The organism is Mesorhizobium sp. M0159, from assembly GCF_040322295.1.
Taxonomy (GTDB): domain Bacteria; phylum Pseudomonadota; class Alphaproteobacteria; order Rhizobiales; family Rhizobiaceae; genus Mesorhizobium.
Window position 1 is genome coordinate 21,566 of sequence record NZ_JAMYTF010000013.1, and the last position, 24,163, is coordinate 45,728.

Annotated in this window: 23 protein-coding genes; 16 read left to right on the plus strand and 7 right to left on the minus strand. The window is 62.9% G+C overall.

What is annotated here, in order from left to right; all coding sequences use genetic code 11:
* Positions 1-21: 21 nt before the first annotated feature.
* Complete coding sequence (locus NKJ32_RS15370; RefSeq protein ID WP_352577799.1) at positions 22-912, minus strand: DMT family transporter; 891 nt, start codon at positions 910-912, stop codon at positions 22-24.
* Between the two features lie 27 nt (positions 913-939).
* On the opposite strand from NKJ32_RS15370, the gene NKJ32_RS15375 reads away from it, so the two are divergent.
* The 14 genes from NKJ32_RS15375 (at position 940) to dhaK (ending at position 13,663) form a co-directional block, all read left to right on the plus strand.
* A complete protein-coding gene (locus NKJ32_RS15375) occupies positions 940-1,629 on the plus strand; it encodes a PIG-L deacetylase family protein (RefSeq protein ID WP_352623303.1) in 690 nt (229 codons plus the stop codon).
* 212 nt (positions 1,630-1,841) lie between these two features.
* On the plus strand, positions 1,842-3,173 hold the full coding sequence (locus NKJ32_RS15380) for an ABC transporter substrate-binding protein (RefSeq protein ID WP_023676337.1): 1,332 nt from the start codon (positions 1,842-1,844) through the stop codon (positions 3,171-3,173).
* 126 nt (positions 3,174-3,299) lie between these two features.
* Positions 3,300-4,247, plus strand: a complete 948-nt coding sequence (locus NKJ32_RS15385; protein WP_031211681.1) for a carbohydrate ABC transporter permease — start codon at positions 3,300-3,302, stop codon at positions 4,245-4,247.
* A complete protein-coding gene (locus tag NKJ32_RS15390; RefSeq protein ID WP_023676335.1) occupies positions 4,244-5,194 on the plus strand; it encodes a carbohydrate ABC transporter permease in 951 nt (316 codons plus the stop codon). Before NKJ32_RS15385 ends, NKJ32_RS15390 begins: the two co-directional genes overlap by 4 nt.
* Entirely contained in the window at positions 5,191-5,391 is a 201-nt protein-coding gene (locus NKJ32_RS15395; protein ID WP_023676334.1) for a hypothetical protein, read from the plus strand. Before NKJ32_RS15390 ends, NKJ32_RS15395 begins: the two co-directional genes overlap by 4 nt.
* Before the next feature lie 3 nt (positions 5,392-5,394).
* Positions 5,395-6,507 (plus strand): ABC transporter ATP-binding protein, encoded by a 1,113-nt coding sequence (locus NKJ32_RS15400; RefSeq protein WP_023676333.1) that lies wholly within the window; start codon positions 5,395-5,397, stop codon positions 6,505-6,507.
* Positions 6,500-7,513, plus strand: a complete 1,014-nt coding sequence (locus NKJ32_RS15405) for an ABC transporter ATP-binding protein (protein WP_023676332.1) — start codon at positions 6,500-6,502, stop codon at positions 7,511-7,513. The genes NKJ32_RS15400 and NKJ32_RS15405 overlap by 8 nt, the downstream gene beginning before the upstream one ends.
* A gap of 67 nt (positions 7,514-7,580) precedes the next feature.
* Positions 7,581-9,224, plus strand: a complete 1,644-nt coding sequence (locus NKJ32_RS15410; RefSeq protein WP_023676331.1) for a dihydroxyacetone kinase subunit DhaK — start codon at positions 7,581-7,583, stop codon at positions 9,222-9,224.
* A gap of 81 nt (positions 9,225-9,305) precedes the next feature.
* The gene (dhaL, locus tag NKJ32_RS15415) at positions 9,306-9,908 is read left to right on the plus strand and encodes a dihydroxyacetone kinase subunit DhaL (protein ID WP_352827973.1); all 603 of its coding nucleotides are present in this window, start codon (positions 9,306-9,308) and stop codon (positions 9,906-9,908) included.
* The gene (dhaM, locus tag NKJ32_RS15420; protein ID WP_352448466.1) at positions 9,905-10,294 is read left to right on the plus strand and encodes a dihydroxyacetone kinase phosphoryl donor subunit DhaM; all 390 of its coding nucleotides are present in this window, start codon (positions 9,905-9,907) and stop codon (positions 10,292-10,294) included. Before dhaL ends, dhaM begins: the two co-directional genes overlap by 4 nt.
* Positions 10,295-10,316: 22 nt before the next feature.
* On the plus strand, positions 10,317-10,619 hold the full coding sequence (locus tag NKJ32_RS15425; RefSeq protein WP_023676329.1) for an HPr family phosphocarrier protein: 303 nt from the start codon (positions 10,317-10,319) through the stop codon (positions 10,617-10,619).
* On the plus strand, positions 10,603-12,219 hold the full coding sequence (ptsP, locus tag NKJ32_RS15430; protein ID WP_023676328.1) for a phosphoenolpyruvate--protein phosphotransferase: 1,617 nt from the start codon (positions 10,603-10,605) through the stop codon (positions 12,217-12,219). Before NKJ32_RS15425 ends, ptsP begins: the two co-directional genes overlap by 17 nt.
* Before the next feature lie 8 nt (positions 12,220-12,227).
* Positions 12,228-12,650, plus strand: coding sequence for a hypothetical protein (locus NKJ32_RS15435; RefSeq protein WP_023676327.1), 423 nt, complete (start codon positions 12,228-12,230; stop codon positions 12,648-12,650).
* Between the two features lie 26 nt (positions 12,651-12,676).
* Positions 12,677-13,663: a dihydroxyacetone kinase subunit DhaK gene (gene dhaK, locus NKJ32_RS15440; protein ID WP_023676326.1), complete on the plus strand. Its 987-nt coding sequence runs from the start codon at positions 12,677-12,679 to the stop codon at positions 13,661-13,663.
* Between the two features lie 284 nt (positions 13,664-13,947).
* Here the strand turns inward: dhaK and NKJ32_RS15445 are convergent, their stop codons facing one another.
* The gene (locus tag NKJ32_RS15445; protein ID WP_023676324.1) at positions 13,948-14,739 is read right to left on the minus strand and encodes a DUF2259 domain-containing protein; all 792 of its coding nucleotides are present in this window, start codon (positions 14,737-14,739) and stop codon (positions 13,948-13,950) included.
* Between the two features lie 170 nt (positions 14,740-14,909).
* Here NKJ32_RS15445 and NKJ32_RS15450 point away from each other — a divergent pair, with 170 nt between their 5' ends.
* Together NKJ32_RS15450 and NKJ32_RS15455 are read left to right on the plus strand one after the other, a co-directional pair.
* Positions 14,910-16,817 (plus strand): propionyl-CoA synthetase, encoded by a 1,908-nt coding sequence (locus NKJ32_RS15450; protein ID WP_352568341.1) that lies wholly within the window; start codon positions 14,910-14,912, stop codon positions 16,815-16,817.
* Between the two features lie 121 nt (positions 16,818-16,938).
* Positions 16,939-17,712 (plus strand): metallophosphoesterase family protein, encoded by a 774-nt coding sequence (locus NKJ32_RS15455; RefSeq protein ID WP_352827977.1) that lies wholly within the window; start codon positions 16,939-16,941, stop codon positions 17,710-17,712.
* A 15-nt stretch (positions 17,713-17,727) separates the two neighbouring features.
* Here the strand turns inward: NKJ32_RS15455 and NKJ32_RS15460 are convergent, their stop codons facing one another.
* The 5 genes from NKJ32_RS15460 to NKJ32_RS15480 all read right to left on the minus strand — a co-directional run bounded on the left by NKJ32_RS15460 (position 17,728) and on the right by NKJ32_RS15480 (position 24,152).
* On the minus strand, positions 17,728-20,148 hold the full coding sequence (locus NKJ32_RS15460) for a polysaccharide biosynthesis tyrosine autokinase (RefSeq protein WP_352568343.1): 2,421 nt from the start codon (positions 20,146-20,148) through the stop codon (positions 17,728-17,730).
* Between the two features lie 149 nt (positions 20,149-20,297).
* Entirely contained in the window at positions 20,298-21,194 is an 897-nt protein-coding gene (galU, locus tag NKJ32_RS15465; RefSeq protein ID WP_352568344.1) for a UTP--glucose-1-phosphate uridylyltransferase GalU, read from the minus strand.
* Positions 21,195-21,269: 75 nt separating this feature from the next.
* Positions 21,270-22,220, minus strand: a complete 951-nt coding sequence (locus tag NKJ32_RS15470) for a glycosyltransferase family 2 protein (protein ID WP_352568345.1) — start codon at positions 22,218-22,220, stop codon at positions 21,270-21,272.
* Positions 22,210-23,160, minus strand: a complete 951-nt coding sequence (locus NKJ32_RS15475; RefSeq protein ID WP_352623307.1) for a glycosyltransferase family 2 protein — start codon at positions 23,158-23,160, stop codon at positions 22,210-22,212. Before NKJ32_RS15475 ends, NKJ32_RS15470 begins: the two co-directional genes overlap by 11 nt.
* Positions 23,160-24,152: a glycosyltransferase family 2 protein gene (locus tag NKJ32_RS15480; protein WP_352568347.1), complete on the minus strand. Its 993-nt coding sequence runs from the start codon at positions 24,150-24,152 to the stop codon at positions 23,160-23,162. The genes NKJ32_RS15475 and NKJ32_RS15480 overlap by 1 nt, the downstream gene beginning before the upstream one ends.
* Positions 24,153-24,163 lie beyond the last annotated feature (11 nt).

Sequence of the window (24,163 nt, forward strand, 5' to 3'; positions counted from 1 at the left end):
CGGCGCAACCTCGGCGCCGACTCAAAGCCTGGTCCGCAAAAACGGGTTCCAGCGCACCGTGCCGAGCCGCACCTCCTCGCGCACCATCGTTAGCAGGCCGGAACCGCCGACCACGGCCAAGCCGACCAGCGACAGAAAATCCGGATATTCCCTGAAGAACAGCGCACCTAGAACCACCGCCCAGACGATCTGCGAGTAATGCGTCGGCGCGATGCGGTTGGCCGGCGCGTATTTGACCGCCAGCAGATGCAGCAGCTGGCCGCCGGCGGTAAAGGCGCCGGCCAGCACCAGCCAGGCCCATTGCCTGCCATCCGGCAGCGAGAACGAGGTAGCCGCCGCACCGACGCCGTTGAAGAGCAGGCCGTAGCCGATCAGCACGCCGAGCATCGTTGTGCGCTTTTCCTGCGCGGCGAGCGAACGCATCAGGATGACATTGGTGGCGGCCAGGAAGGCGATGATGAACGCCGCCAGATGGCCAAGCTGCAACTCGCGAAAACCAGGCCTGACGACCAGCATGACCCCGGCAAAGCCGGCGACGACCGCCAGCCATCGCCATGGGCCGACCTTTTCCTTGAGGACCAGCGTGGCCAGGATAGTGACGAACAGCGGCGCCAGAAAGATGAGCGCATAGACTTCCGCCAGCGGGATGGTGGTGAAGGCATAGACGCTGAGCACGCCCGAGGCGATGCCGGCCCAGGCCCGGGCCTGTACCGCCCAGGGCCGGTTGGTGCGCCAGAAATCGAGCCAGCGCTCGCCTGCCGGCCTGGCAAAGAGCAGAAAGCAGCCGGCAAACAATGTCGAGAAGAAGCCGATCTCGAAGACGTTGAACTGCCCGCCCAGGCTTTTGACAACCGCGTCGCTGCACGAATAGCTTGCATAGGCGATGAGCGCGAGCAGAATTCCGTTGGGCACGTTTTTCCATTTCCGGGAGAGATGAGAGTGAAGATATTGGCGCTTGGCGCGCATTCGGACGACATCGAGATCTTCATGTTCGGTACGATGGCGGCCTATGCCGCGCAAGGCGCAGAACTCTTTTTTGCCATAGCCACGGATGGCACCAGGGGCGGCTACGGCGATCCGTCAGCGCTGGCCCGCACGCGCCGCAAGGAGGCGACGGCGGCGGCCGGCCTGCTTGGCGTGACGCCGCGCTTCCTCGACTTTCCCGATGGCGGGCTGGTCGCGGATGCCGCGCTGATCGGGGCGCTCAAAGCACTGATCGGCGAGATAGGGCCGGATCTGGTGATAACGCATGCGCCGAACGACTATCATGGCGACCACCGCGCGCTGTCGGATGGCGTGCGCATCGCAGCGTCATTCTCGGTGCCGGTGCTACATGCCGACACGTTCGGCGGCACCGGGTTTTCGCCAACGCACTACGTCGATACCTCCAGGCATTTCGATCTCAAGGCGGAGGCGATCCGGGCGCACCAGTCGCAGGATCCCGAGCGTTTCGTCGACGCGGCGCGCACGCAGAACGCCTTTCGCGCCGGCCAGTGCAACGGCCCAGCCGGATCGTTCGCCGAGGCCTTCCGCTTCGAGCCAGTCTTCCCCTTCGCCGATATCCGCGCGCTGCTGCCGCCGGCCCCAGTGATCCGTCCGGTGGCCGTCAGCAACAAGACGGTGACCTAGGCAGGTCGCCGCAACTTCTCACGTTGCTTTCCTATCCAGCATGCTGCGATGCAGCAACGAATTCGCTTGCCTTGTTTAGTAAAAATTGCATCACTAAACAAATTACTAAACATCCGGTGCGCCGCCGCGTCGTTGTGTTTGGGCCCCCGAGGAGGGGTTTAGCGGGCTCTTGAAACCGTCATCCGGACGCGTTTCGCAAATGGGAGGAAGGCATGAAATCGACCTTGAAATTGGCGTTGGGACTGGCATCGACACTCTTTGCGTCGACAGCCGTTTCGAATGTCGCGCAGGCAGAAGATCTGACGCTTTGCTGGGCAGCCTGGGACCCGGCCAACGCGCTTGTGGAATTGTCCAAGGACTTCACCAAGGAAACCGGCATCGGCATGAAATTCGAATTCGTGCCGTGGACCAACTATGCCGATCGCTTTCTCAACGAGCTGAATTCGCACGGCAAGCTGTGCGACCTCATCATCGGCGACAGCCAGTGGATCGGCGGTGCCGCCGAGAACGGCCATTACGTCAAGCTGAACGACTTCTTCGACAAGGAGAAGATCAGCATGGACGATTTCGTGCCGGCGACCGTCGTCGGCTATTCGGAATGGCCGAAGAACTCGCCGAATTACTGGGCGCTGCCGGCCATGGGTGACGTCGTCGGTTGGACTTACCGCAAGGACTGGTTCTCCAAGCCGGAGCTGCAGAAGGAATTCAAGGAAAAGTACGGCTGGGATCTCGGCCCGCCGACGACCTTCGACCAATTGAAGCAGATCGCCGAATTCTTCCAGAAGCGCGACATCGACGGCAAGACCGTCTATGGCGCGTCGATCTACACCGAGCGCGGCTCGGAAGGCATCACCATGGGCGCCATGGACGTCCTCTACAGCTTCGGCTTCCAGTACGAAAACCCGAAAAAGCCCTACGAGATGGAAGGCTTCGTCAACTCCGATAAATCGGTGAAGGGCCTGGAGTTCTACAAAGCCCTTTACGATTGCTGCACCCCTCCCGGCGCCTCGAACAGCTACATGGGCGAAGGCGTCGATGCCTTCAAATCCGGCCAGGTGGCGATGCACATGAACTTCGCCTTCACCTGGCCAGGCCTGCAGAAGGACGAGAATGTCGGCGGCGACAAGATCGGCTATTTCGTCAATCCCAAAGGTTCGGACGGGGACCAGTTCGCCCAGCTCGGCGGCCAGGGCATCTCGGTGGTCTCCTATTCCGACAAGCAGGAAGCCGCGCTCAAATACATCAAATGGTTCGCCAACAAGGACGTTCAGTCCAAATGGTGGTCGCTCGGCGGCTATTCCTGCCTCAACGCGGTCGTCAAGGACCCGGCCTTCCCGGCCAGCCAGCCCTACGCGCAGACCTTCCTCGACTCGATGGCCATCGTGAAGGACTTCTGGGCCGAGCCGAGCTATGCCCCGCTGTTGCAGGCATCGCAGAAGCGCTTCCACGACTACGTCGTTGCCGGGCAAGGCTCGGCCAAGGATGCGCTCGACGGCCTCGTCAAGGACTGGACCGAGGTCTTCCAGGACGATGGAAAGATGTAGCCGGGGCAAGATGTAACCGGCTCCTCCCGAGCCCGTGACCGAACCGTCCCGTGCCACTTGGCACGGGACACAGTTCAGATAAATTCCATTGTCGAGACGAGCCAAGTGACCGAAGCAGGACTGACCATGCTCAATCGGACGGCGGACAGCGTTGCCCGGGCTACGCCCGAGCCGTTGGCCCGCAAGGTCCGGGGCATCAGCGACAAGGGCCTCGCCTGGCTGTTCATCTCGCCGACGATCCTGTTGCTTTTAGCTATCAACATCTTTCCGCTGTTCTGGGCAATCTATCTGTCCTTCACCAATTTTCGCGCCAATCGGCCCAACGAGGTTGTGAAGAACCTTGGGCTGGCAAACTACAAGCGCATCCTCGCCGACCAGGACATCTGGATCGCCATGCAGACGACGGCGCATTTCGTGTTCTGGACCATCCTGCTGCAGACGCTGATCGGCTTCACGCTGGCTTGGCTGATCGACCGCAAGTTTCGCGGCCACGCCTTCTGGACGACAATCATCCTGGTGCCGATGATGCTGTCGCCGGCGGTCGTCGGTAATTTCTGGCGCTTCCTCTACGAGCCGCAGATCGGGCTGTTCGCCTACGCCGTTTCGTTCGTCACCGGCATTCCGGCAACCGAAATCAGCATGCTCTCCAACGTGTCACTGGCGCCATGGTCGATCATCATCGTCGACACCTGGATGTGGACGCCTTACGTGATGCTGATCTGCCTCGCCGGCCTGCGCTCGATCCCCGAATACATCTACGAAGCGGCCGAGGTCGACCGCGCCTCCAACTGGCGGCAGTTCTGGTCGATCACGCTGCCGATGGCGCTGCCCTTCATCATGCTGGCGGTGCTGTTTCGCGGCATCGAGAACTTCAAGATGTTCGACATGGTCAATTTGCTCACCGGCGGCGGGCCGGGATCGACCACCGAAGTGGCCTCGATCACACTGAAGCGGCAGGCCTTCGAAAGCTGGCGGACGGGCTATTCCTCGGCCTTCGCCATCATCCTGTTCGTCGCAGTGTTTGGCCTCGCAAACATCTACGTCAAGGCGCTCAACAAGGTGAAGCAGAGATGAGCCTGACGTCAGCCCATTCCGTTGTCGCGCCGTCGGCCACGTCGAAGCGCGTCGCCGGCACCATCATCGTCGCCTACGCGCTGATCTCGATCGTGCCGCTGCTGTGGATCTTCGCCACCAGCTTCAAGACGCCGCCGGATTCGATCGCCTATCCGCCGAAGATCCTGTTCCAGCCCAGCCTCGAGGGCTACTGCAACCTGTTCTCGACCCGGACTCGGCAAACACCGGAATACATCAACTCGCTGGGACCGGCGACGGGCCTGTGCGACGAGACGGTGCGCAAGCGCAACATGGTGATCGCCGGCCCGTCCAACTTCATGCCGCGCTTCGTCAATTCGCTGATCATCGCGTTCGGCTCGACGTTTTGCGCGGTGTTCCTCGGCACGCTGTCGGCCTATGGTTTTTCGCGCTTCAAGGTGCCGCTCGCCGACGACCTTCTGTTCTTCATCCTGTCGACGCGGATGATGCCACCGATCGCCGTCGCCATCCCGATCTACCTGATGTACCGGGAGCTTGGCCTGTCGGACACGGCTCTCGGCATGATCCTGCTTTATACGGCGGTCAACGTGTCCTTGGCGGTGTGGCTGCTGAAAGGCTTCATCGACGAGATCCCGCGCGAATATGAAGAAGCGGCGATGATCGACGGCTACACCAGGCTGCAGGCGTTCTGGCGCACGGTACTGCCGCAGGCGACCACCGGTATTGCCGCAACCGCCATCTTCTGCCTGATCTTTGCCTGGAACGAATATGCCTTCGCTGCGCTACTGACCTCGGGCACGGCGCAGACCGCGCCGCCCTTCATCCCGACCATCATCGGCGAAGGCGGTCAGGACTGGCCGGCGGTCGCGGCCGGCACGACGATCTTCCTGGTGCCGATCCTGGTCTTCACCATCCTGCTTCGCAAGCAATTGCTGCGCGGCATCACCTTTGGCGCGGTGCGTAAATGAGCATGACCGCAAAACGCAAATCGCGCTGGCCCGTCTGGGCCAGGCGCGGGCTGATGGAAAACGTCGCCACCGCGATCATCGCTATCGGCTTCCTGATGCTGTTCCAGCCCTTCGCACTGGTGCTCTACACCTATTCCTTCATCACCATGCTTGCGGGCACGGCGATGTTCATCATCGTCTCGAAATTTCCGGAGTAGACGATGGCCGAGATCAGGGTCGAACATCTGAGAAAGGCATTCGGCGATTTCGTCGCCGTGCAGGATTCCAACTTCGTCGTCGAGGACGGCGAATTCTTCGTCATGCTGGGGCCGTCCGGCTGCGGCAAGACGACGACGTTGCGCATGATCGCCGGGCTCGAACTGCCGACCGGCGGCAAGATCCTGCTTGGCGGCGAGGACGTCACCATGCGGCGTGCCCGCGAGCGCGACATCGCCTTCGTCTTCCAGCTGTTCGCGCTCTATCCGCACATGAATGTGCGGAAGAACATCGGCTTTCCACTGCTGGCGCAAGGCATGCCAGGCGCTGAAATCCGGAGCCGAGTGGAGGAGACGGCGAAGCTTTTGCGGATCGACCATCTGCTCAACAAATCGGTCTCCGGGCTTGCCGGCGGCGATCGCCAGCGCGTGGCGCTCGGCCGCGCCATCGTACGGCGGCCAAAATGTTTCCTGATGGATGAGCCGCTCGGCACGCTCGACACCGAATTCCGCGACCTGATGGTCCATGAATTGCGAGAACTGCACAACCGCATCCACGCCACCACCGTCTATGTCACGCATGACCAGATGGAAGCGATGTCGATGGCCGACAAGATCGCGGTGATGAACCACGGCGTCATCGAGCAGTTCGGCACGCCGCGCGAGATCTACGACCGGCCGGCGACGATGTTCGTCGCCGACTTCATCGGCTCGCCGCCGATGAATTTCCTCGGCTTCGGCGGCGGGCTTTCAAAGGGCGCCAGGGAAATTGTTGTGCAAGGCGCGAAGGTGGCCGTGCCGGAGATCCGCGAGGACGTCGCGCCGGCCGAGATGGCGCTTGGCATCCGACCGGAGCACATCCGCTTCGACGACGCTTCGAAGCTGCGCGGTGCTATTTACGGCACGGAATATCTCGGCACCACTCAGATCGTGGCGGTGGAGACAGCAGACGGCATCATCAAGGCCAGGGTGCCGGCCGAAATCCGGCTCAATCCGGGCGATCATGTGGGCCTGGCGCTGAGCAGCGCGCGGCTGTCGCTGTTCGCAAAAGGATCCGGCCGTGCGGTGCGCACCGAAATCCATGACTCGGCCTCCCAGGGAAGAGCACATCATGGCTGACGTTCACATCAAAAGCGTGACCAAGGCTTTTGGCGAGCATGTCGCCGTCGACAATCTCGACCTGCATATCGCCGACGGGGAATTCGTCGTGCTGCTCGGGCCGACCGGCGCCGGCAAGACGACGACGCTCAGGCTGATCGCCGGGCTGGAGCGTCCGGAAGCGGGCTCGATCCATATTGCCGGCCACGACACGACGACGCTGTCGCCGGCCGAGCGCGACACCGCTTTCGTGTTCCAGCAATATTCGCTCTATCCGCATCTGTCGGTTTACGACAACCTCGCCTTTCCGCTGCGCTCGCCAGCACGGAAAATGCCGGAGGATCAGATCCGCCGCCGCGTCGAGGACGTGGCCAAGATGGTGCGCATCCACCACAAGCTGAATAATCGCTCGACCAAACTCTCTGGCGGCGAGATGCAGCGCGTCGCCATCGGCCGCGCTTTGGTGCGCAAGCCGTCGATCTACCTGATGGACGAGCCGCTGTCGTCGCTCGACGCCAAGCTGCGCGCCGATCTCAGGCTCGAGCTGAAGCGCATCCAGGCGGAACTCGGCGCCACAATGCTCTACGTCACGCACGACCAGATCGAAGCGATGACCATGGCCGACCGCATCGGCATTCTCGCCGACGGCGTGCTGGTGCAGATCGGTTCCCCGCGCACGATCTATTCTGAGCCGGCAAACCTTCACGTCGCCGCAAGGCTCGGCCAACCGGCAATCAATTTGTTGCCGGTCGGACTGCTGCCGGATGGCGGCGCGCCGGCGGGAACAAAGACGATCGGTGCTCGTACCGAACATCTTTCGATCGAGAAGGCGGCGAACGGCCATGCCGACGGCGTCGTCGATTGGGTCGAGCATCTCGGCGACCAGAACCATCTGCATGTGACGGTGGGGACCAGGAAGCTGGTGACGCTAACCGACCCCGACACCGACCTGGCGCAGGGCGACAAGATCATGATCCGCTATCGCTCGCCGCTGTATTTCGGCCCCGATGGGCGACGGCTGATGTGAGCGCTGCGCGAGTGTTTTCCTGGCACCTTTCAACCGGCAATTTCGGGCACCGGACTGGACCAATTCGATGAAGCATTTTTTCAATCGCAGGGATACGATCGTAACTGAGGCCCTGGACGGCTTCCTCGGTACGACCGGCGCCGGCGATCTCGCTCGCCTCGACGGCTATCCCGAGATCAAGGTCATTCTCCGCGCGAACTGGGATAAGACCAAGGTCGCGGTCATTTCCGGCGGCGGGGCCGGGCACGAACCTGCCCATGCCGGCTTTGTCGGCATTGGCATGCTGACGGCGGCGGTTTCGGGCGAGATCTTTGCTTCGCCGAGCGTGGAAGCGGTATTGGCCGCCATCCGTGCGGTGACCGGTCCCGCCGGGTGCCTGCTGATCGTCAAGAACTATACCGGCGATCGCCTCAACTTCGGCTTGGCCGTCGAGAAGGCGCGCGCCGAAGGCTTCCGCGTCGAGATGGTGATCGTCGCGGACGACATTGCCCTGCCTGATATTGCCCAGCCGCGTGGCGTGGCCGGCACCTTGTTCGTGCACAAGATCGCCGGCCACCTGTCGGAAGCCGGCATTGACCTGGCGGCGGTTGCCGCGGCGGCGCGGGCAGCGGCGGCGGATATCGTTTCGCTCGGCATATCGCTGTCATCCTGCTCGATCCCCGGTCAGAGCCATGAAGAAAGATTCGGGGCGGACGATGCCGAACTCGGCCTCGGCATCCATGGCGAACCGGGCGTTGAGCGGATTGCGGTGCAAAGTGCCGAAAGGCTGGTTGCGATCATGTCGGAGCGCCTTGCCGCGCGGCTCGATCCGGTCAGCGACTACGCCTTGCTGATCAATAATCTCGGTTCGGTGCCACCGCTGGAAATGTTGCTTGTCGCCAATGCGGTACTGGCTTCACCGCTGGCACAAAAGGTGACGCTGACAATCGGGCCCGGGCAGCTTATGACCGCGCTCAACATGAACGGCTTTTCCCTGTCGCTGATCCGGCTCGATGCATCGCGCGAAGCGGCGTTGCGGGCGCCGGTAGGCCCTCACGCCTGGCTGCCGGCAAGAGCCGTTCGCCAAGCCAGCGTCGTGCCGATGGCCAAAGCCGCCGGCCCGAACAACGCGTCGAAAGCCAGCCAGGACGCACGCACCGACCGGTTGGTTGTCGCGGTCTGCGACCGGCTGATCTCGCTTGAAGGCGCGTTGAACGGACTGGATGCCAAGGCGGGAGACGGTGACACCGGATCGACTGTGGCGGCCGGTGCGCGCAGCGTGCTTGGCCGCATTGCGACACTGCCGCTCGCTGACCCTGCCGCAACGCTCGCCGCCGTCGGCGATATCCTGAGCGCCAGCATGGGCGGCTCTAGCGGCGTGCTGTTGTCGATCTTCTTCACCGCCGCCGCGCTGGCGCTGGAGTCTGGCGAAACGCTTCCCAAGGCGCTTCTCGCCGGCCTCGATCGGATGTCCTTCTATGGTGGAGCGAGGGTCGGCGATCGCACGATGATCGATGCCCTGGAACCCGCCTTGAGGGCGCTGGATAGGGGGAGTCTGGAAGATGCGGCGGTCGCGGCGCAACGCGGAGCCGAGGCCACCGCTGCCATGCGCAGGGCCAAGGCCGGGCGGTCCGCCTATATTGGCAGCCAGCTCGACGGCGTGGTCGACCCCGGCGCCTTTGCCGTCGCCGAGGTCTTCACTGCCCTCGCTGCGTTGCTCGAACCCGCTTGACTGGGGAAAAGAATGCTTCAATTGCCGGATATGCAATTTTCTCGTACTGCCGGCAGCGCAGGGGCCAGGAGCATGGGTGATATGGCGGCAGCGGATATTTCCAGGCTGATCGAGGCGGCGGCAAACACGATCGCCGCACATGCCGAAGAGCTGACCAGTCTCGACCAGGCCATCGGCGACGGCGACCATGGGCTCAACATGAAACGCGGCTTCGAGGCAGTGCGGGCCGAGGCCGGCGCGTTTGCGGCAAAGCCGTTGCCCGAGGCGCTGAAGGCGATCGGCACCAAACTGGTGATGACCGTCGGCGGAGCTTCCGGTCCCTTGTTCGGCGCGCTGTTCATGGCGCTCGGCAAGGAGATTTCCGCCGCGCCGGGTCGCGCCGACCTGGCGGCGGCCTTCGGCAAGGCGATCGAAGCGGTTGCCGCCAGAGGCAAGTCGCAGGCCGGGCAAAAAACCATGCTCGACGTGCTGCAGCCGGTGCATGAGGCCCTGCTGCAGGGAAAGACGGCAGCGGACATCGTCAAGATCGCCGACAACGCGGCCGACGCGACCGTGCCGATGAAGGCGCTGCGTGGGCGCGCCTCATTCCTTGGCGACCGTTCGATCGGTCATATGGATGCCGGCGCACGCTCGACTGCGCTTCTGGTGCGAGCCGTAGCCGAGGCAATCGAGAGGCGCGCATGAGCAATGTCGGCATCGTCATCGTATCGCATTCGCCGCTGGTCGCCGAAGGCACCGCCGACATGGTGCGGCAGATGGTCGGCAACGAAGTGCCGCTTGCATGGTGCGGCGGAAACGGCCATGGCGGGCTGGGAACCAATGTCGAGGCGATCATGGGCGCCATCGACAAGGCCTGGTCGGAGGCGGGGGTCGCGATCCTCGTCGATCTCGGCGGTGCCGAGACCAATAGCGAGATGGCGGTCGAGATGATCGGCGAACCACGCGCCCAGAAGATCATCGTCTGCAATGCGCCGATCGTCGAAGGCGCGGTGATGGCGGCGACCGAGGCTTCCGGCGGCGCCTCGCTCAGGGAAGTGGTGGCGACGGCGCACGAATTGTCGCCGTCGTGAACGAACGGGAATTTTGACAAGCATGTCCGCAGCAGCCGAAGCCAGCGTCCTGATCACCCATGAGGTGGGACTGCATGCGCGTCCTTCGGTGAAGTTCACCAAGCTTGCCAAGACGTTTTCGGCCGACGTCGAGATTGCGCTCGCCGCCAACGGGCCATGGTTCGACGCCAAGAGCATCGTCAAGGTGATGGCGGCGAAAGCGCCGAAAGGCACTGTCCTGCATATCAGAGCCAAAGGGGACGGCGCCGGCGAGGCGGTCGGCGCACTGGTCGAGCTGGTGCGGCGCGATTTCGACGAAGGCAAGGACCATGCCCGAACCGCTTAGGCTGCAGGGCATTTCGGCATCGGCCGGCTATGCCGAGGGGCCGCTGTTCGATCTGGGCCAGGCTGCTGTGCGTTATGTCCGCAAGGCGACTGCCGCGGACGAGAAGGCGGCGCTTGAGGCCGCCATCTCCATTGCCGCAGGCCGGCTCGCGACATTGATCGAAACCAGCGACAGCGAGGCGGCCGGGATCCTCGAATTCCAGCTCGCCATGCTGGAGGACGACGCGCTGACCGGCCCGGCCTTTGCGCGAATTGCCGAGGGCATGGCTGCTGATGTGGCTTGGCGAAAAGCGCTCGACGCCGAGATAGCCGGCTATGAAACATCCGAGCAGGACTATTTCCGGGCGCGCGCGGCCGACATGCGCGACATACGCGACCAGGTGCTACGCGCGCTTGCCGGGGGCGGCGACATTGCCGCGCCGGCAGGTGCGATCTTCTACGGCGAGGATATCGCACCGACGCGCTTCCTCGAAACCGACTGGAGTGCCGGCGGCGGCATAGCACTTACGGCCGGAAGTGCCGCAAGTCATGTCGCAATGCTGGCACGCTCACGCGGCGTGCCAATGGTGGTGGGGTTGGGGCTCGTAGCGCGTGGGGTAGCCGGGCCCGGTGCTTCGCCGGCTCAGCTTGTCGGAATCGCACTGCTCGATGCCGAACATGGCGGCATCGTGTTGGCGCCTTCGAAAGCGGAGATCGAGGCATTCCGGCGATCGTCGTCGTCTTTCGCGGCGCATCGCGACAATGCGGTAGCCTATTTGACAAGGCCGGCAGCAACGAAGACCGGCATAGCGGTCCACGTGCAGGTGAATATTGCCGATCCGTCCGATGTCGACCGCATCGATGCTGCGGCGTGCGACGGTGTCGGGCTGATGCGGACCGAATTCCTGTTCGGCAAGACGCTGCCGGACGAGGAGACGCAATATCGCGCCTACCGTAGAGTGCTGGAATGGGCAGGCGACAGGCCGGTGACGATCCGTACTGTCGATGCGGGCGGCGATAAACCTGTGCCGGGCCTGACCGTCGAGGAAGGTAATCCATTCCTTGGCCTGCGCGGGATCAGGCTGTCACTGATGCGTCCGGCGGTCTTTCGTGTGCAGATCCGCGCTTTGCTACGTGCTGCCATGCACGGCAATCTGAAGGTGATGTTCCCGATGATCGCCGTTCCGGAAGAGTATGAACACGCCACCGCGCTGTTCGCTGAGGAGCAGGCTGACCTTTTGGCGCGCGGCATCGCGCACAAAATGCCGCCGCTTGGCATCATGGTCGAGGTGCCGTCGGTGGCCATCGCACCGGAGGCATTCGCCAAGGCCGCCTTCTTCTCGATCGGCTCGAATGATTTGACCCAATACGTGATGGCCGCCGCGCGCGACAATGCGTCGGTCGCACATCTGAATTCCGTCAGGCACCCAGCCGTGCTCCGGCTGATCGCCTCGGTTGCCGCCTTCGGCCGCGAGCATAATATCCCGGTCAGCCTGTGTGGCGATGCCGGCGGCGACCCCGCCTCGATCCCGGCGCTGCTCGAAACCGGCCTGCGTGACCTCTCCGTCGCTCCCGCCCAACTCGCGATGGCCAAGGCGGCCATCGCGGACGTTTCGATCTAGGCCCCGGTATGGCAGACAAGGCGTCGCAATCCGGCCCCGAAGAGGCGATCCGCGCCTACAAGACGATCCTGTCGCAGGTGATCGACCAGCGCCCGTCCGGCATGCGCCAGCGCCTCGCTGATGCGCTGGGCAAGCATCGCAGCTTCGTCACGCAGATTTCCAGCCCGGCCTATTCGACGCCGATCCCGTCGAAGCATTTGCCGGCTATCTTCTCCGTCTGCCATTTCAGCCCGGCCGAACGCGATCATTTCCTTGAGGCCTACCATCGGGCGCATCCGGGAAAGATGTCGCTGGCCGCAGGCTTGCGCAAGACACGCCATGTCTCGCTGATCGTTCCCGATTTCGGCGACGACAAGCAGAACGCGGCGCTCGACCGGGCGGTCAACGATTTCATCCAGAAGATCACCAGCATCGCCGGCAAGGGCAGCTGACGCTGGGCTATTTCGGGAGGACGGCCATGAAGAAATTTTTGAATTCGGTCGATACGGTGCTGACCGAGAGCCTCGACGGCTTCGTTGCCGCGCATGCCGATATCCTGGCGCTTGGCGAGGAACACAAATTTGTCCGCCGCAAGCTGCTCACACCGGGCAAGGTGGCGCTGATCTCCGGCGGCGGCTCGGGTCACGAGCCGCTACATGGCGGGTTCGTCGGGCACGGCATGCTGGATGCGGCCTGCCCCGGCCAGGTATTCACCTCGCCAACGCCTGACCAGATGATGGCGGCGGCCGAAGTCGTCAATACGGGCGCCGGCTGCCTGTTCATCGTCAAGAACTACGAGGGCGACGTGATGAATTTCGACATGGCCGCTGAAATGTCGGAAGGCGTGATGCAAATCGTGACCAATGACGACGTTGCGGTCGAAAACTCGTCCTACACCACCGGCCGGCGCGGCGTCGCCGGCACGCTGGTGGTCGAGAAAATCGTCGGCGCGGCGGCCGAACAAGGCATGGCACTGGAGCCGTTGAAGGCGCTCGGCGAGCGCGTCAACGGCGCGACGCGCTCGATGGGCGTGGCGCTGACCAGTTGCACCGTGCCGGCGGCGGGCAAGCCGACCTTCAATATCGGCGATGGCGAGATGGAGTTCGGGGTCGGCATCCACGGCGAGCCTGGGAGGCGGCGCGACACATTGAAAAGCGCCGATGCTATCGCCGAGGAGATCTGTACCGCAATCCTGGGTGACCTGGGCGACGGTGCCAGAGGCCAGGCGCTACTCTTCGTCAACGGCTTTGGCGGCACACCGTTGATGGAGCTTTATCTGATGTACAACAGCGCCCGCAAAATCTTCGAGAAGCACGGCGTGACGGTGACCCGGTCGCTGGTCGGGTCCTATGTAACCTCGCTCGACATGGCCGGCTGTTCGATCACGCTGAGCATGCTCGACGACGAGGCGGCTGTTTGGTGGGATGCACCGGTACATACGGCCGCGCTGCGCTGGGGCATGTAGCGGCGGAGAATGCCCCAGAAATAGTCGGTGACAAGACCGGTATCGGCAACGCCGCGCATCGCCAGACAGTTGCCCTCCTCACCCTGCGTAAGATAAAGAATCTGCGGGTTTGGGGAGTTCGAGCATGCGTTACAATTGGGATCGGGCGCCGACGGGTTTCGAGCGCCATGGAAAGGTGCTGGCAGCCGCCTTGCTGATCGTCGGCGGGGTCGGACTTATGCTCGCTGCCCTCCCGCTTTAGGGACAACAAACTCGGGTAGCGGACTACGTCTCAGCGCGTTGCCTCAGTGCGCCTGGCCAGTCACGGCGATGAAACGGCGGTCGCGCCCTTCAAATCCCTGGCTGAAGCGCTGCACGAGCACCGCAAGCACGCCCGGTTTTCCATCCGGGGTGAATGCGTAAGATTCCGACAGGCTGTAGGAAGTCGGGCAATTCCTCGAACCGGGCACCGCCTTGTCCTCATGCAGCAGCTTGATCGGCTTGCCGTCCTGACCCTGCAGCGTCAGGCGAAAGCCGAGCGCCTTGCCGGTCGTTTCGCCTTGCTGCGTCGCGTCGAAACTCGCTGAACAATCCGCCGTGCTGTCGGCACGGATCTGCTCGAGCTGGATGGTGCCAAGCTCGTCATAGGCCGGCGAAAGCCATTTTTGCGAAACCTGCTCGAGGCGCGCAATGTCATTGTAGGCGACCATGTCGTCGGGAAAGGTGAACCTGTCCAAGGCAGTCCGCTCGCCGCGCGGCGCGATGGCATATTTGGCCAGCAAGGGCGCCGCCAGTTCGGCGGCCTGTGCCCTCGCCTGCGCAAGCGTCAATGTCGAATCCTCCGTCTCGTCGGCGATGACGATCGGCTTGCCGCCGACGAACTCATCGGTCCGCGTGTCGATGATCTCGATCTCCGACCAGCCCGAATCCGAAGCACCGGCATCGAGCGTGCCGTACTGTTCGAAGGCGAAGTAGTTGCCGTCTGGCGAAAAGCCGATGACGCGCCGGGCCGCCGCGTCGCCTGCCTGAGCAGCTGAAGCGAGCACCACCGCCAGCGTCGCAACCGCGGCAAACCCAAGCTCATATCGCAATTTCATCGCGCCCTGCCCCTAATGCCGAAAATTCGAACGATACCGGCCCCCAGACCACCATGACCCGCACTTGCGGCCAAGTTAGAACGACAGCAAACGAAACGCACAAATACATGGTTACACAAACCAGCATACGCTATTTCAAGGACAGCAAACATTCCTGGGGAGGAAGCTGGATGGCGTCACGCTACCACGAGGTCTATGACGGCTGGAAACGCGACCCGGAAAAATTCTGGGCCGATGCCGCCGGCGCAATCGACTGGTTCTCGCCCTTCGAGACGGTGTTCGACGCCAATGCCGGCGTCTATGGCAGGTGGTTCGTTGGCGCCTCGTGCAACACCTGCTTCAATGCCGTCGATCGTCATGTGGCGGGCGGCCGTGCCGACCAGATCGCGTTGATCCATGACAGCGCGATTTCGGGCACAATCAGGAAATTCACGTATGCCGAGTTGAAGCGCGAGGTGGTCGCGCTGACCTCGGTGCTCAAGAATCGTGGCATCCAAAAAGGCGATCGCGTCATCATCTACATGCCGATGGTACCGGAAGCAGCCTTCGCAATGCTTGCCTGTGCGCGGATCGGCGCCGTGCATTCGGTGGTCTTCGGCGGCTTTGCCTCGCATGAGCTCGCCACCCGCATCGACGACGCCAAGCCGAAGCTGATCATCTCCGCTTCCTGCGGCCTGGAGCCAGGGCGCGTCGTTGCCTATAAGCCGCTGCTCGACAAGGCGATCGAGATGTCGCGGCACAAGCCGGAAAGCTGCCTTATCCTGCAGCGCGACCAACTGCGCTGCGAACTCAGGGAAAACCACGATATCGACTATGCCGACGCCGTGGCGCGGGAGCGGGCCGCGGGTGCCAATGTCGACTGTGTTCCGGTGCTTGCCACCGATCCGCTCTACATCATCTACACGTCGGGCACGACCGGCCAGCCGAAGGGAATCGTGCGCGACAATGGCGGCCATATGGTCGCGCTGAAATGGTCGATGGAAAACGAGTTCGGCGTCAAGCCGGGCGAAGTGTTCTGGGCGGCTTCCGATGTCGGCTGGGTGGTCGGCCATTCCTATATCGTCTACGGCCCGCTGCTGCATGGCTGCACAACGATCCTGTTCGAGGGCAAGCCGGTCGGCACGCCCGATGCCGGCACCTATTGGCGTGTGATCGCCGAGCATGGCGTCGTCGCGCTGTTCACCGCGCCAACCGCCTTTCGCGCCATCAAGGGACAGGACCCGAGGGGCGAATTCGTCCCGAAATACGACCTGTCCAAATTCCGGACGCTGTTCCTCGCCGGCGAGCGCGCCGATCCGGAAACCATCAAATGGGCGGAGCAGAAATTGACCGTGCCGGTGATCGACCATTGGTGGCAGACCGAGACCGGCTCGCCGATGACCATCAACCCCGCCGGACTGGGCCTGCTGCCGGTCAAATACGGCTCGCCCGGCGTGCCGATGCCCGGTTATGACATCCGCGTGCTCGACGATGCCGGGCATGAGGTCAAGCGTGGCACGCTTGGCAACGTCGTGGTCAAATTGCCGTTGCCCCCCGGCTGCCTGCCGACGCTGTGGAATGCCGACGAGCGGTTTCGCCAAGCCTATCTCGACGAGTTCCCCGGCTTCTACAAAACCGCGGATGCCGGCATGATGGACGAGGACGGCTATCTCTATGTCATGGCTCGCACCGACGACATCATCAATGTCGCCGGCCACCGGCTATCGACCGGCGCCATGGAGGAGGTTCTGGCCGCGCATCCCGACGTCGCCGAATGCGCCGTCGTCGGTATTGCCGATGCTATGAAAGGCCAGGTTCCACTCGGCTTCGTCGTGCTCAATGCCGGCGTCGACCGCGACGCCGGCATCATCGAAAACGAGGTTGTCACCCTGGTGCGCGAACGGATCGGCCCGGTCGCTGCCTTCAAGACGGTGGTGACGATCAAGCGCCTGCCGAAGACGCGCTCCGGCAAGATCCTGCGCGGCACCATGCAGAAGATCGCCGACAAGGAGGAATGGGCCATGCCGGCAACGATCGACGACCCGGCCATCCTCGACGAGATCACCGCCGCGCTGAACCGCCGCGGCATCGGCCTGTAAGGGGCGCCGAAGCCGAGTTGCGTCCGAAGCTCCGGTATGGAACGACCGGCGCCGGACGTGGTATCCACGCGCGGTGTCGTCATGTTGTTTCGGAATCGAGACGCACCCACAGCCATGCGAGATGCCATACGTGACCCTGTTCCAGCGATCGAGAAAGCCCCAGGCCGCGGCACGCCAGCGGCTGGAGATCGATATGCGGGGCGCAGTCGTCTATGCGATCGGCGACGTGCATGGCTGCTACAAGGAACTCCGCGCCCTGGAGCAGAAGATCCTGCTCGATTCGGCGCCCTTCGAAGGGCGCAAGCTCATCATCATGCTTGGCGACTACGTCGATCGTGGACCCCAGTCGGCGCGTGTGCTCGATCATCTGCTGGCGCCGCCGCTCCATGATTTCCAGCGCATCTGCCTTGCCGGCAACCACGAAGTCGTGATGCTGAACTATCTCGACGGGATCATTTCGAGAGAGTCGTGGCTGGCAATAGGCGGCCTGCAAACGCTGTTTTCCTACGGCGTCGACCCGGAGCGCATGGCCGATCTCTACGGTTCAAGCGAGGAGGTCGACAGGCGCATTCGGGAGATCATCCCCGCCGACCACGTCAGTTTCATGCGTGCGCTGCCGGTCATGGTCTGTTCGGCGAAATTCGTGTTCGTCCATGCCGGCATCAGGCCCGGCATCGACCTCGCCGCGCAGGACGAGGACGACCTGCTGAATATCCGTTCGGACTTCTTCGACGCTACGCATCTTCTCGACCGCTATGTCGTGCACGGACATACGCCGGTCGACACTCCGAAGCTCGAGGGACGCCGGCTTGGCATAGACACCGGCGCCTTCCAAACCGGCCAGCTGACCGCCCTCAGGATCATCGACAACCGCGCCAGGTTGATATTTTCCTGAGCGCGATGTCGTCGCTCAGGCGGCTGCCTTGGTGCGCGCTTCCGATTTTTCCAGATAGTAGCTCGAATATTTGTCGAAGAATTTTTCCGAGCCGCCGATCGCGCCATATTTGGCCAGCTTCTTCAGTTCGACCTTGTTCAGCACCGCGCCAATGATCTTCTTGGCGATGTAGGGCTCCGAGCTGAGCATGGATTGCACCATCGCACGCGGCGTGCGTCCCCACTCGGTGACCAGCACGAAGCCGTCGACAAGCGGAGCGAAGGCCTTGGCGTCGACGACAGGCCCGAGCGGCGGCAGATCGACGATGATGTATTCGAAGGTTTCCTTGGCGTTATCGATGAAACGCCGCATGCCGGCTGAAGACAGAAGCTCGCTGGTATGCGAAAACTGGCCACGCAGGACGGCCGGGATGATAGCCAGCTTGGTCTGCCGGTCGATCTTGCCGACCGACTGCCATGTCTGCCCGCTCACCACAGCTTCCATCAGGCCCTGCTCGGCCTCCATACCGAGGCTGCGGCTGAGGCCGGGATTGCGCAGGTCGCCGTCGATCAGCAGCGTTTTCGATCCGTTGACGGCAAGCAACCCGGCAAGATTGGCCGCCACCGTCGACTTGCCTTCGCCGGGAAGCACCGAGACCACGCCGATGACCCGGCTGCCCTGGCCCTCCATGACGACGTCGAAGGCGATCTTGGCGTTGCGCAGCGTCTCTGAGAACATCGATGCCGGTGCATCGACGGTTACCCGCATCCGCGCACGTTTTTCGGCTGCCGACAATGTTTTGGAGGGCTGGGATTTGGAGGACTTGGCGGTCTTGGATTCAACGACTTTGACGTCAGGCTGACCGCCATTGCGCTGGTCATCCTTGCCAGCCTTGCCGATGACCGGCAGGTAGCCGAGGAATTTGAGGCCGACACGGTCGCGCACATCCTCGCCGGTCCTGAAGAAGCGTTCCCTGAATTCATTCAGGCCACCAACCCCTGCGCCCATCATTATGCCAAGCGCCAGCGAAAGCCCCAGCACGATGGCCGTGCGCGGGGTTGCGGCCGACTGCGGCATCGTCGCGTCCGAGATGACCCGGATCTTGCCGACCGGGAAGGATTGCTGCTGGGCGGCCTCCTCATAGCGGTTCAGGAACGTCTGGTAGAGCGTCGACAGCGCCGTCGCCTTTTGGTCCAGCTCACGCAGCTTGACCTGCGACTGGTTGTCGATGGAGCTCTTGCCAGCCGCCAAGGCGACATTTGCGCGGAGCGCGGTTTCGCGCGCCAGAGCGACCTCGTATTCGTTACGGTAGCTTTCGGTCAGTTGCTTCAGCTCGCCGAAAATCTGCGCCGATATGTCGGCCTTCTCCTTGGCGAGCGCGACGGCCTGCGGATGTTGCGGGCCGAAATTGGCTTCGACGTCCTGCTGCCGCTTGGCGACGGTGAGATAGCGGTTCTTCAGCGTCGTGATGACGGAGCTGCTCGGCTGGTCGTTCGATATCGCGGCGTCCTTGAATGCATTGTCCGAGCCGCTTTCGACGATCGACTTGTACTGCTGATAGCGGGCGCCGGCACGTGCGGTATCGGCCTGCGCGACGATCAGCTGGGTGTTGAGATCGGACAATTGCTTGTCGCTGATCAGCTGGCCGTCATTGACGGCCAATCCGTGTTCGGCCCTGAACTTTTCGACCGCTAATGCGGCCGCCTGGGAGCTCTCACGAAGCTCGGTCAGCCGGCCTTGCAGCCAGACCGCCGCCCGCTCGGTCGCGTCGAAGCTGGCATCGAGCTGATCGGCGAGATAGGCGTCGGCATAGGCCTTGGTGATGGCGGTCGCAAGCGCCGGATCCGTCGCCTGGAAGGAGATGCTGATGACAAAGCTTCGGCCGATCCGCTCGGCGTCGAGTTGGTTCTGCAGTTTGAAGATTGCATAGTCGCGGGGCGACGACGATGCGGTGATCGCGTCACGCGTCGCAGCATCAAGCTGAGTGACATCGGTTGTGCTAGCGGCGCGCTTGGGGCGGACAGACTGGATGATACCGCGCACAAAGCCAGCAACCTTCGACAGGGCCGATGTCGGAGGGTTCATGAAAGCGTCGTTCTGATCGAGCTTCAGCTTGTCGACGACCACCCCAGCCAGCCTGGCCGACTGTAGTATTTCGATCTGGCTCAGAACGGCGGAGTCGGTCTGCATGCTGACCGACGCCGCCGAAATGTCGTCGACGACCTTGTTCAATCCTTCGTCGATCAGCACGCTGCTCGTCGCCACGTAGGTAGGAGGCGTCGTCTGCAAATAGAGCACGCCGAGAAAGAGACCGATGACGGCGCAGGCGGCAACCACTTTCGCCTGCCGCGCGGCCATGCCAAGCAGGCGCTCGATGTCGATGAAGTCTTCGGCGTTTGCCGCATTAGAAGCCGGCAATGGCGTCCTCTTGTCGACAGGAAAATTGGCATAGTTCATCTTCGGTCCAATTCTAGTTTGCAGGCGCTACCGCCTCGAAGGTCGGGACATAGGGTGCAAACCTTGCGCCGGACAGTGCGCGTCGCGCGCGGCGCAACGGCCTGTCCTGCGTCATCAGCCGCACCCACAATGCCTCGAAAAAATGGACATTATGCGGCTTCTTCCCGACGCTGATGCGACCGTACGAATTCCTGCAGCATCTCGAAGATCGGGCCCTTCATGTCCTCCCGCGCCAGCGCGAAAGCGACATTGGCCTGGATGAAGCCCTCCTTCGAACCGCAGTCGAACATGCGGCCGTCGAAAGGCTGGGCGAAGAAGGCCTGGGTCTGTGCGAGACGCACCATTGCGTCGGTCAGTTGTATTTCGTTGCCGGCGCCGCGCTGCTGGCTGGCCAGCAACGAGAATATCTCGGGCTGCAGGATGTAGCGGCCGTTGATGTAGAAGTTCGACGGCGCGTTGGCAGGAGCCGGCTTTTCGACCATGGCCGTCACCTCGAAGCCCGTGCCGACATCAGCGCCGCGCCCGACAATGCCGTATTTGCTGGTCTCGGTCGGATCGCAACGCTCGACGGCGATAACGTTTGCGCCAGTCTGCGCATAAAGATCGGCGACCTCGGCGAGACACCCGCGCCCGCCGAAGGACACCATGTCCGGCAAAAGCAATGCGAAGGGCTCGTCACCGATGACTTCGCGCGCGCACCAGACGGCATGGCCGAGGCCTTGCGGCGACTGCTGGCGGATGAAGCTCGTCGCGCCGGCGACGGGAAGCAGGCTTTCAAGCGATTCGAGTTGCGCCTTCTTGCCGCTCTGCTCCAGGGTTCCGGTCAGTTCAGGATGTAGGTCGAAATAGTCCTCGATCACCGCCTTGTTGCGGCCGGTGACGAAGACGATGTGCTCGATGCCGGCCTCGAACGCCTCGTCAACCGCATATTGCACGACAGGCCTGTCGACCACCGGCAGCATTTCCTTCGGCATGGACTTGGTCGCCGGCAGGAACCGCGTTCCGAGCCCCGCCACCGGTATGACTGCCTTCCTGACTTTTTTCATTGCATGTTCCTTCTGAGGAGATCGATTTCAACCCTGTCGCAGGCGGCGAAACTGTCTTCATTCACCTGCAGCCCTTCACCTCCCCGCCACCACGGCAAACTGTGCCGCTACCCTTCGCAGCCGGACGGCGATCGGCATGCTCATATGCCGAACCGCCGCCGGATCGCTGAGCGCCGTCCATATCGCCTTGAGCGGGGACCGCGCCTTGATGTGCTGGACCAGCGACAGGAATGATGCCGCCCGGCGCAGGCTGCGAGCGCGCCTGGCGAACGCCGCCTCGGCCGCAGCATCCATGGAATGGGTCGCGGCGAAGGTGGCATCGGCCCTGCGCATCGCCTCGACGTGATGAAGTTCGAGCACCCGGGAGATGGAACCGGTGCGAATGTGGTAGATATAGCCCGTCGTCGGCTCGACCACGCAATTGCCGCCTTTAGCCAGAGCACTGGCCAGGAGGATATAGTCTTCGCCAATGATCAGGCTTTCATCGTAACGAAGCCCGTTCTCGTTCAGGAACCGGCGCTGGAAGATCGGCTTGAGGTAGCCGAGATTGAACCTCGATTCGAAGAGGACATTGCCGCCGATGAAATCCGCCAGCGAGATTGAACCGAGGCCTTCCAGATAGTCGGCCGGGAACATCGTCTCTTCGGCAACGCCATCCTCGCGAACGACCTGCAGATTATCGACCGCGATCTCGGCGCCCGCTTTCTCCGCGCGTTCGATCATGGTGCAGAGTCGCCCGGGATAGACCGCGTCGTCGGAATCGAGGACCGCGACCCACCTGCCGCGTGCAAGCTCAAGGCCGGCATTCCTGGCGCCGCCGGGGCCACGGTTTTGCTCAAGCGCGACAACGCGTACGATGTCTTCGGGGTACGATCTCGCCAGGTCGAGCGTCCGGTCGCGCGACTTGTCGTCGACGACGATGACCTCGACGCTGATATTGCGCTGGGCGACGGCGCTGGCAATCGCCCGATCGATGGTCGCCTCGGCATTGTAGGCGGCAATCACGAAGCTCACGTCAGGCTGCACGCTTGCCCCCTTGCTGCGGCGAAGACAGGCCGTATTGGCGGATTTCACGAACCCCGACGAGGCCGCTGACGACGCCGACATGCATAATGCCGCGAAGCAGGCTGCGGTTCCGACGTACGGGGTCGATGGCGACCGGAATTGCCGACAGGAAACTGTAGGCGGCCTTTGCCGCGGCAATGCCGACCTGCTTGAGCCGGGCAAGGCCGTGTGCGTTGCGCCCCAGAAGATGACCGTGCGTCTGCCCAACGCGGAACCGGCGGCGGCCGAGCCAGTCGAATGCCGCCCTGGCAGGTGGCACCGCTTCGTAGACCCAAGCCTCCGGCGAAAAGGCGATGCGGCCGCCGGACTTGACCATCTGGTCGAAAAATTCCGTATCTTCGCCGCCGGTCTGGCCACGTGCCAGGCTGAAGCGCCGGCCGCGCAGGCTCTCAGCGCCAATCCTGAGCAGGACGTTGCAGGTGTAGCCGGTGCGGATTTCGCCGCTCACCCAGACCGGCAAGGTCGAGTGGAAATCGCCTTTGCGCATCCAGGCGGGCGCATCCGGCAGGTAACGGGCTTGCACCGGCCCAAGCACCGTCGCAGCACCTGTTGCTTCCGCCGTCGCCACCAGTTCGGCAAGCCAGCCAGCGGTGGCCGTCTCGTCGTCGTCGATAAAGGCGACGAAATCCGCCGCACTGGTATCGAGGCAAGCGTTGCGCGCGATCGAGATGTTGCGGGCCGGGGCGTGCCGGTAGGTCACCGGCAGCTTCAACTCCCCCGCCAGCTTGGCGACCAGCGTTCCGGCCGTCGGCGTATCGTCGTTGTCGGCGATGACGATACCGACGTCGAACCCCGCGGGCATGTCCATGACCGCTATGGAGCGAAGCGTGTCGGCAAGCTCCGGCCGGCGGAATGTGCAGACGCAGATATCGATGCTTCGATTTTTCCTGAGGGGGTCCATCACGCCACCCCGCGCTGCGGTCGCGGTGCGAGCAGTTGCAGCCAGAAACCGACCGACCAGCCGAAATGCATGACCATTGCCGAGACCCCGGCAAGCGCAATGTCGGCTTTGCGCTGGCTGACGGCGGTCCAAAAGCCGTAGCCGAGGCAGACCGACGCCCATAGCAAAAGCGGCACGGCCGCCAGCCAGTGGACGAAGGAAAAGGCGGCGAGAAGAACCACGGGGAACACCAGAAGCGGCACCATCTGCCGGATCTTCGGGATCATGCGGTGCTTGAGAACGTTCTTCGCCCGGCCACGGCCATAGCCGAGATATTGAAAATAGAGGCCCTTCAGCGAGGAGCGCGGGTAGTAGACCATTTGCGTCTTGCCGGTCATCCAGATGCGGTAGCCGGCCTGGCGGAGCCGATAGTCGAGTTCGGCATCCTCATTGTGGCTGAAGGTTTCGTCATAGCCGCCGACCGCGGTGAAGGCCGATATCCGTATCAGTGCGTGGTGGCCATGATCGACCCATTCCCCCGCCGAAAGATGCCGGTGCTTGGAGCCGCCGGTGCCGAGCCTGGAGTTCTGCGCCGCTGCCGCTGCTTTCTGAACCATGCCGCTGCCACTGGTCAGCATCGAGACGACGACCGAATCCGCACCGGTGGCCTGCGCTTCTTCGACCAGCCGGTCGCAATAATCCGTAGGATAGCCGCCATGCGCGTCGATGCGAATGAGATAGTCGACGCCTTCCCCGAACCTGGCGACGGCGAGATTGATTGCCGCGCTCTGCAAGCGCTTTTCATTGTGCAGCAGGATCACCCGCTGATCTTTTGCGGCGATGTCCGCGACGATCGTCCTGGTGCCGTCCGTGCTGCCGCCATCGGCAACGATGATCACGGCGCCCAGCCTCTCGGCCGCAGGGCGGAGCTCTCGAAGCAACGCGCCGATATGGGCTGCTTCGTTCAGGCACGGAACCACGATCATGCAGGATGGAATTTCGGTTTGCGTCATCGGCAGTCCTT

Excerpts from the sequence above, each read along its gene's own strand:
- NKJ32_RS15380 (WP_023676337.1), top strand. The coding sequence starts at position 1,842 with ATGAAATCGACCTTGAAATTGGCGTTGGGACTGGCATCGACACTCTTT.
- NKJ32_RS15385 (WP_031211681.1), top strand. The coding sequence starts at position 3,300 with ATGCTCAATCGGACGGCGGACAGCGTTGCCCGGGCTACGCCCGAGCCG.
- NKJ32_RS15390 (WP_023676335.1), top strand. The coding sequence starts at position 4,244 with ATGAGCCTGACGTCAGCCCATTCCGTTGTCGCGCCGTCGGCCACGTCG.
- NKJ32_RS15395 (WP_023676334.1), top strand. The coding sequence starts at position 5,191 with ATGAGCATGACCGCAAAACGCAAATCGCGCTGGCCCGTCTGGGCCAGG.
- NKJ32_RS15400 (WP_023676333.1), top strand. The coding sequence starts at position 5,395 with ATGGCCGAGATCAGGGTCGAACATCTGAGAAAGGCATTCGGCGATTTC.
- NKJ32_RS15405 (WP_023676332.1), top strand. The coding sequence starts at position 6,500 with ATGGCTGACGTTCACATCAAAAGCGTGACCAAGGCTTTTGGCGAGCAT.
- NKJ32_RS15410 (WP_023676331.1), top strand. The coding sequence starts at position 7,581 with ATGAAGCATTTTTTCAATCGCAGGGATACGATCGTAACTGAGGCCCTG.
- dhaL (WP_352827973.1), top strand. The coding sequence starts at position 9,306 with ATGGCGGCAGCGGATATTTCCAGGCTGATCGAGGCGGCGGCAAACACG.
- dhaM (WP_352448466.1), top strand. The coding sequence starts at position 9,905 with ATGAGCAATGTCGGCATCGTCATCGTATCGCATTCGCCGCTGGTCGCC.
- NKJ32_RS15425 (WP_023676329.1), top strand. The coding sequence starts at position 10,317 with ATGTCCGCAGCAGCCGAAGCCAGCGTCCTGATCACCCATGAGGTGGGA.
- ptsP (WP_023676328.1), top strand. The coding sequence starts at position 10,603 with ATGCCCGAACCGCTTAGGCTGCAGGGCATTTCGGCATCGGCCGGCTAT.
- NKJ32_RS15435 (WP_023676327.1), top strand. The coding sequence starts at position 12,228 with ATGGCAGACAAGGCGTCGCAATCCGGCCCCGAAGAGGCGATCCGCGCC.
- dhaK (WP_023676326.1), top strand. The coding sequence starts at position 12,677 with ATGAAGAAATTTTTGAATTCGGTCGATACGGTGCTGACCGAGAGCCTC.
- NKJ32_RS15445 (WP_023676324.1), bottom strand. The coding sequence starts at position 14,739 with ATGAAATTGCGATATGAGCTTGGGTTTGCCGCGGTTGCGACGCTGGCG.
- NKJ32_RS15450 (WP_352568341.1), top strand. The coding sequence starts at position 14,910 with ATGGCGTCACGCTACCACGAGGTCTATGACGGCTGGAAACGCGACCCG.
- NKJ32_RS15455 (WP_352827977.1), top strand. The coding sequence starts at position 16,939 with ATGCCATACGTGACCCTGTTCCAGCGATCGAGAAAGCCCCAGGCCGCG.
- NKJ32_RS15460 (WP_352568343.1), bottom strand. The coding sequence starts at position 20,148 with ATGAACTATGCCAATTTTCCTGTCGACAAGAGGACGCCATTGCCGGCT.
- galU (WP_352568344.1), bottom strand. The coding sequence starts at position 21,194 with ATGAAAAAAGTCAGGAAGGCAGTCATACCGGTGGCGGGGCTCGGAACG.
- NKJ32_RS15475 (WP_352623307.1), bottom strand. The coding sequence starts at position 23,160 with ATGGACCCCCTCAGGAAAAATCGAAGCATCGATATCTGCGTCTGCACA.
- NKJ32_RS15480 (WP_352568347.1), bottom strand. The coding sequence starts at position 24,152 with ATGACGCAAACCGAAATTCCATCCTGCATGATCGTGGTTCCGTGCCTG.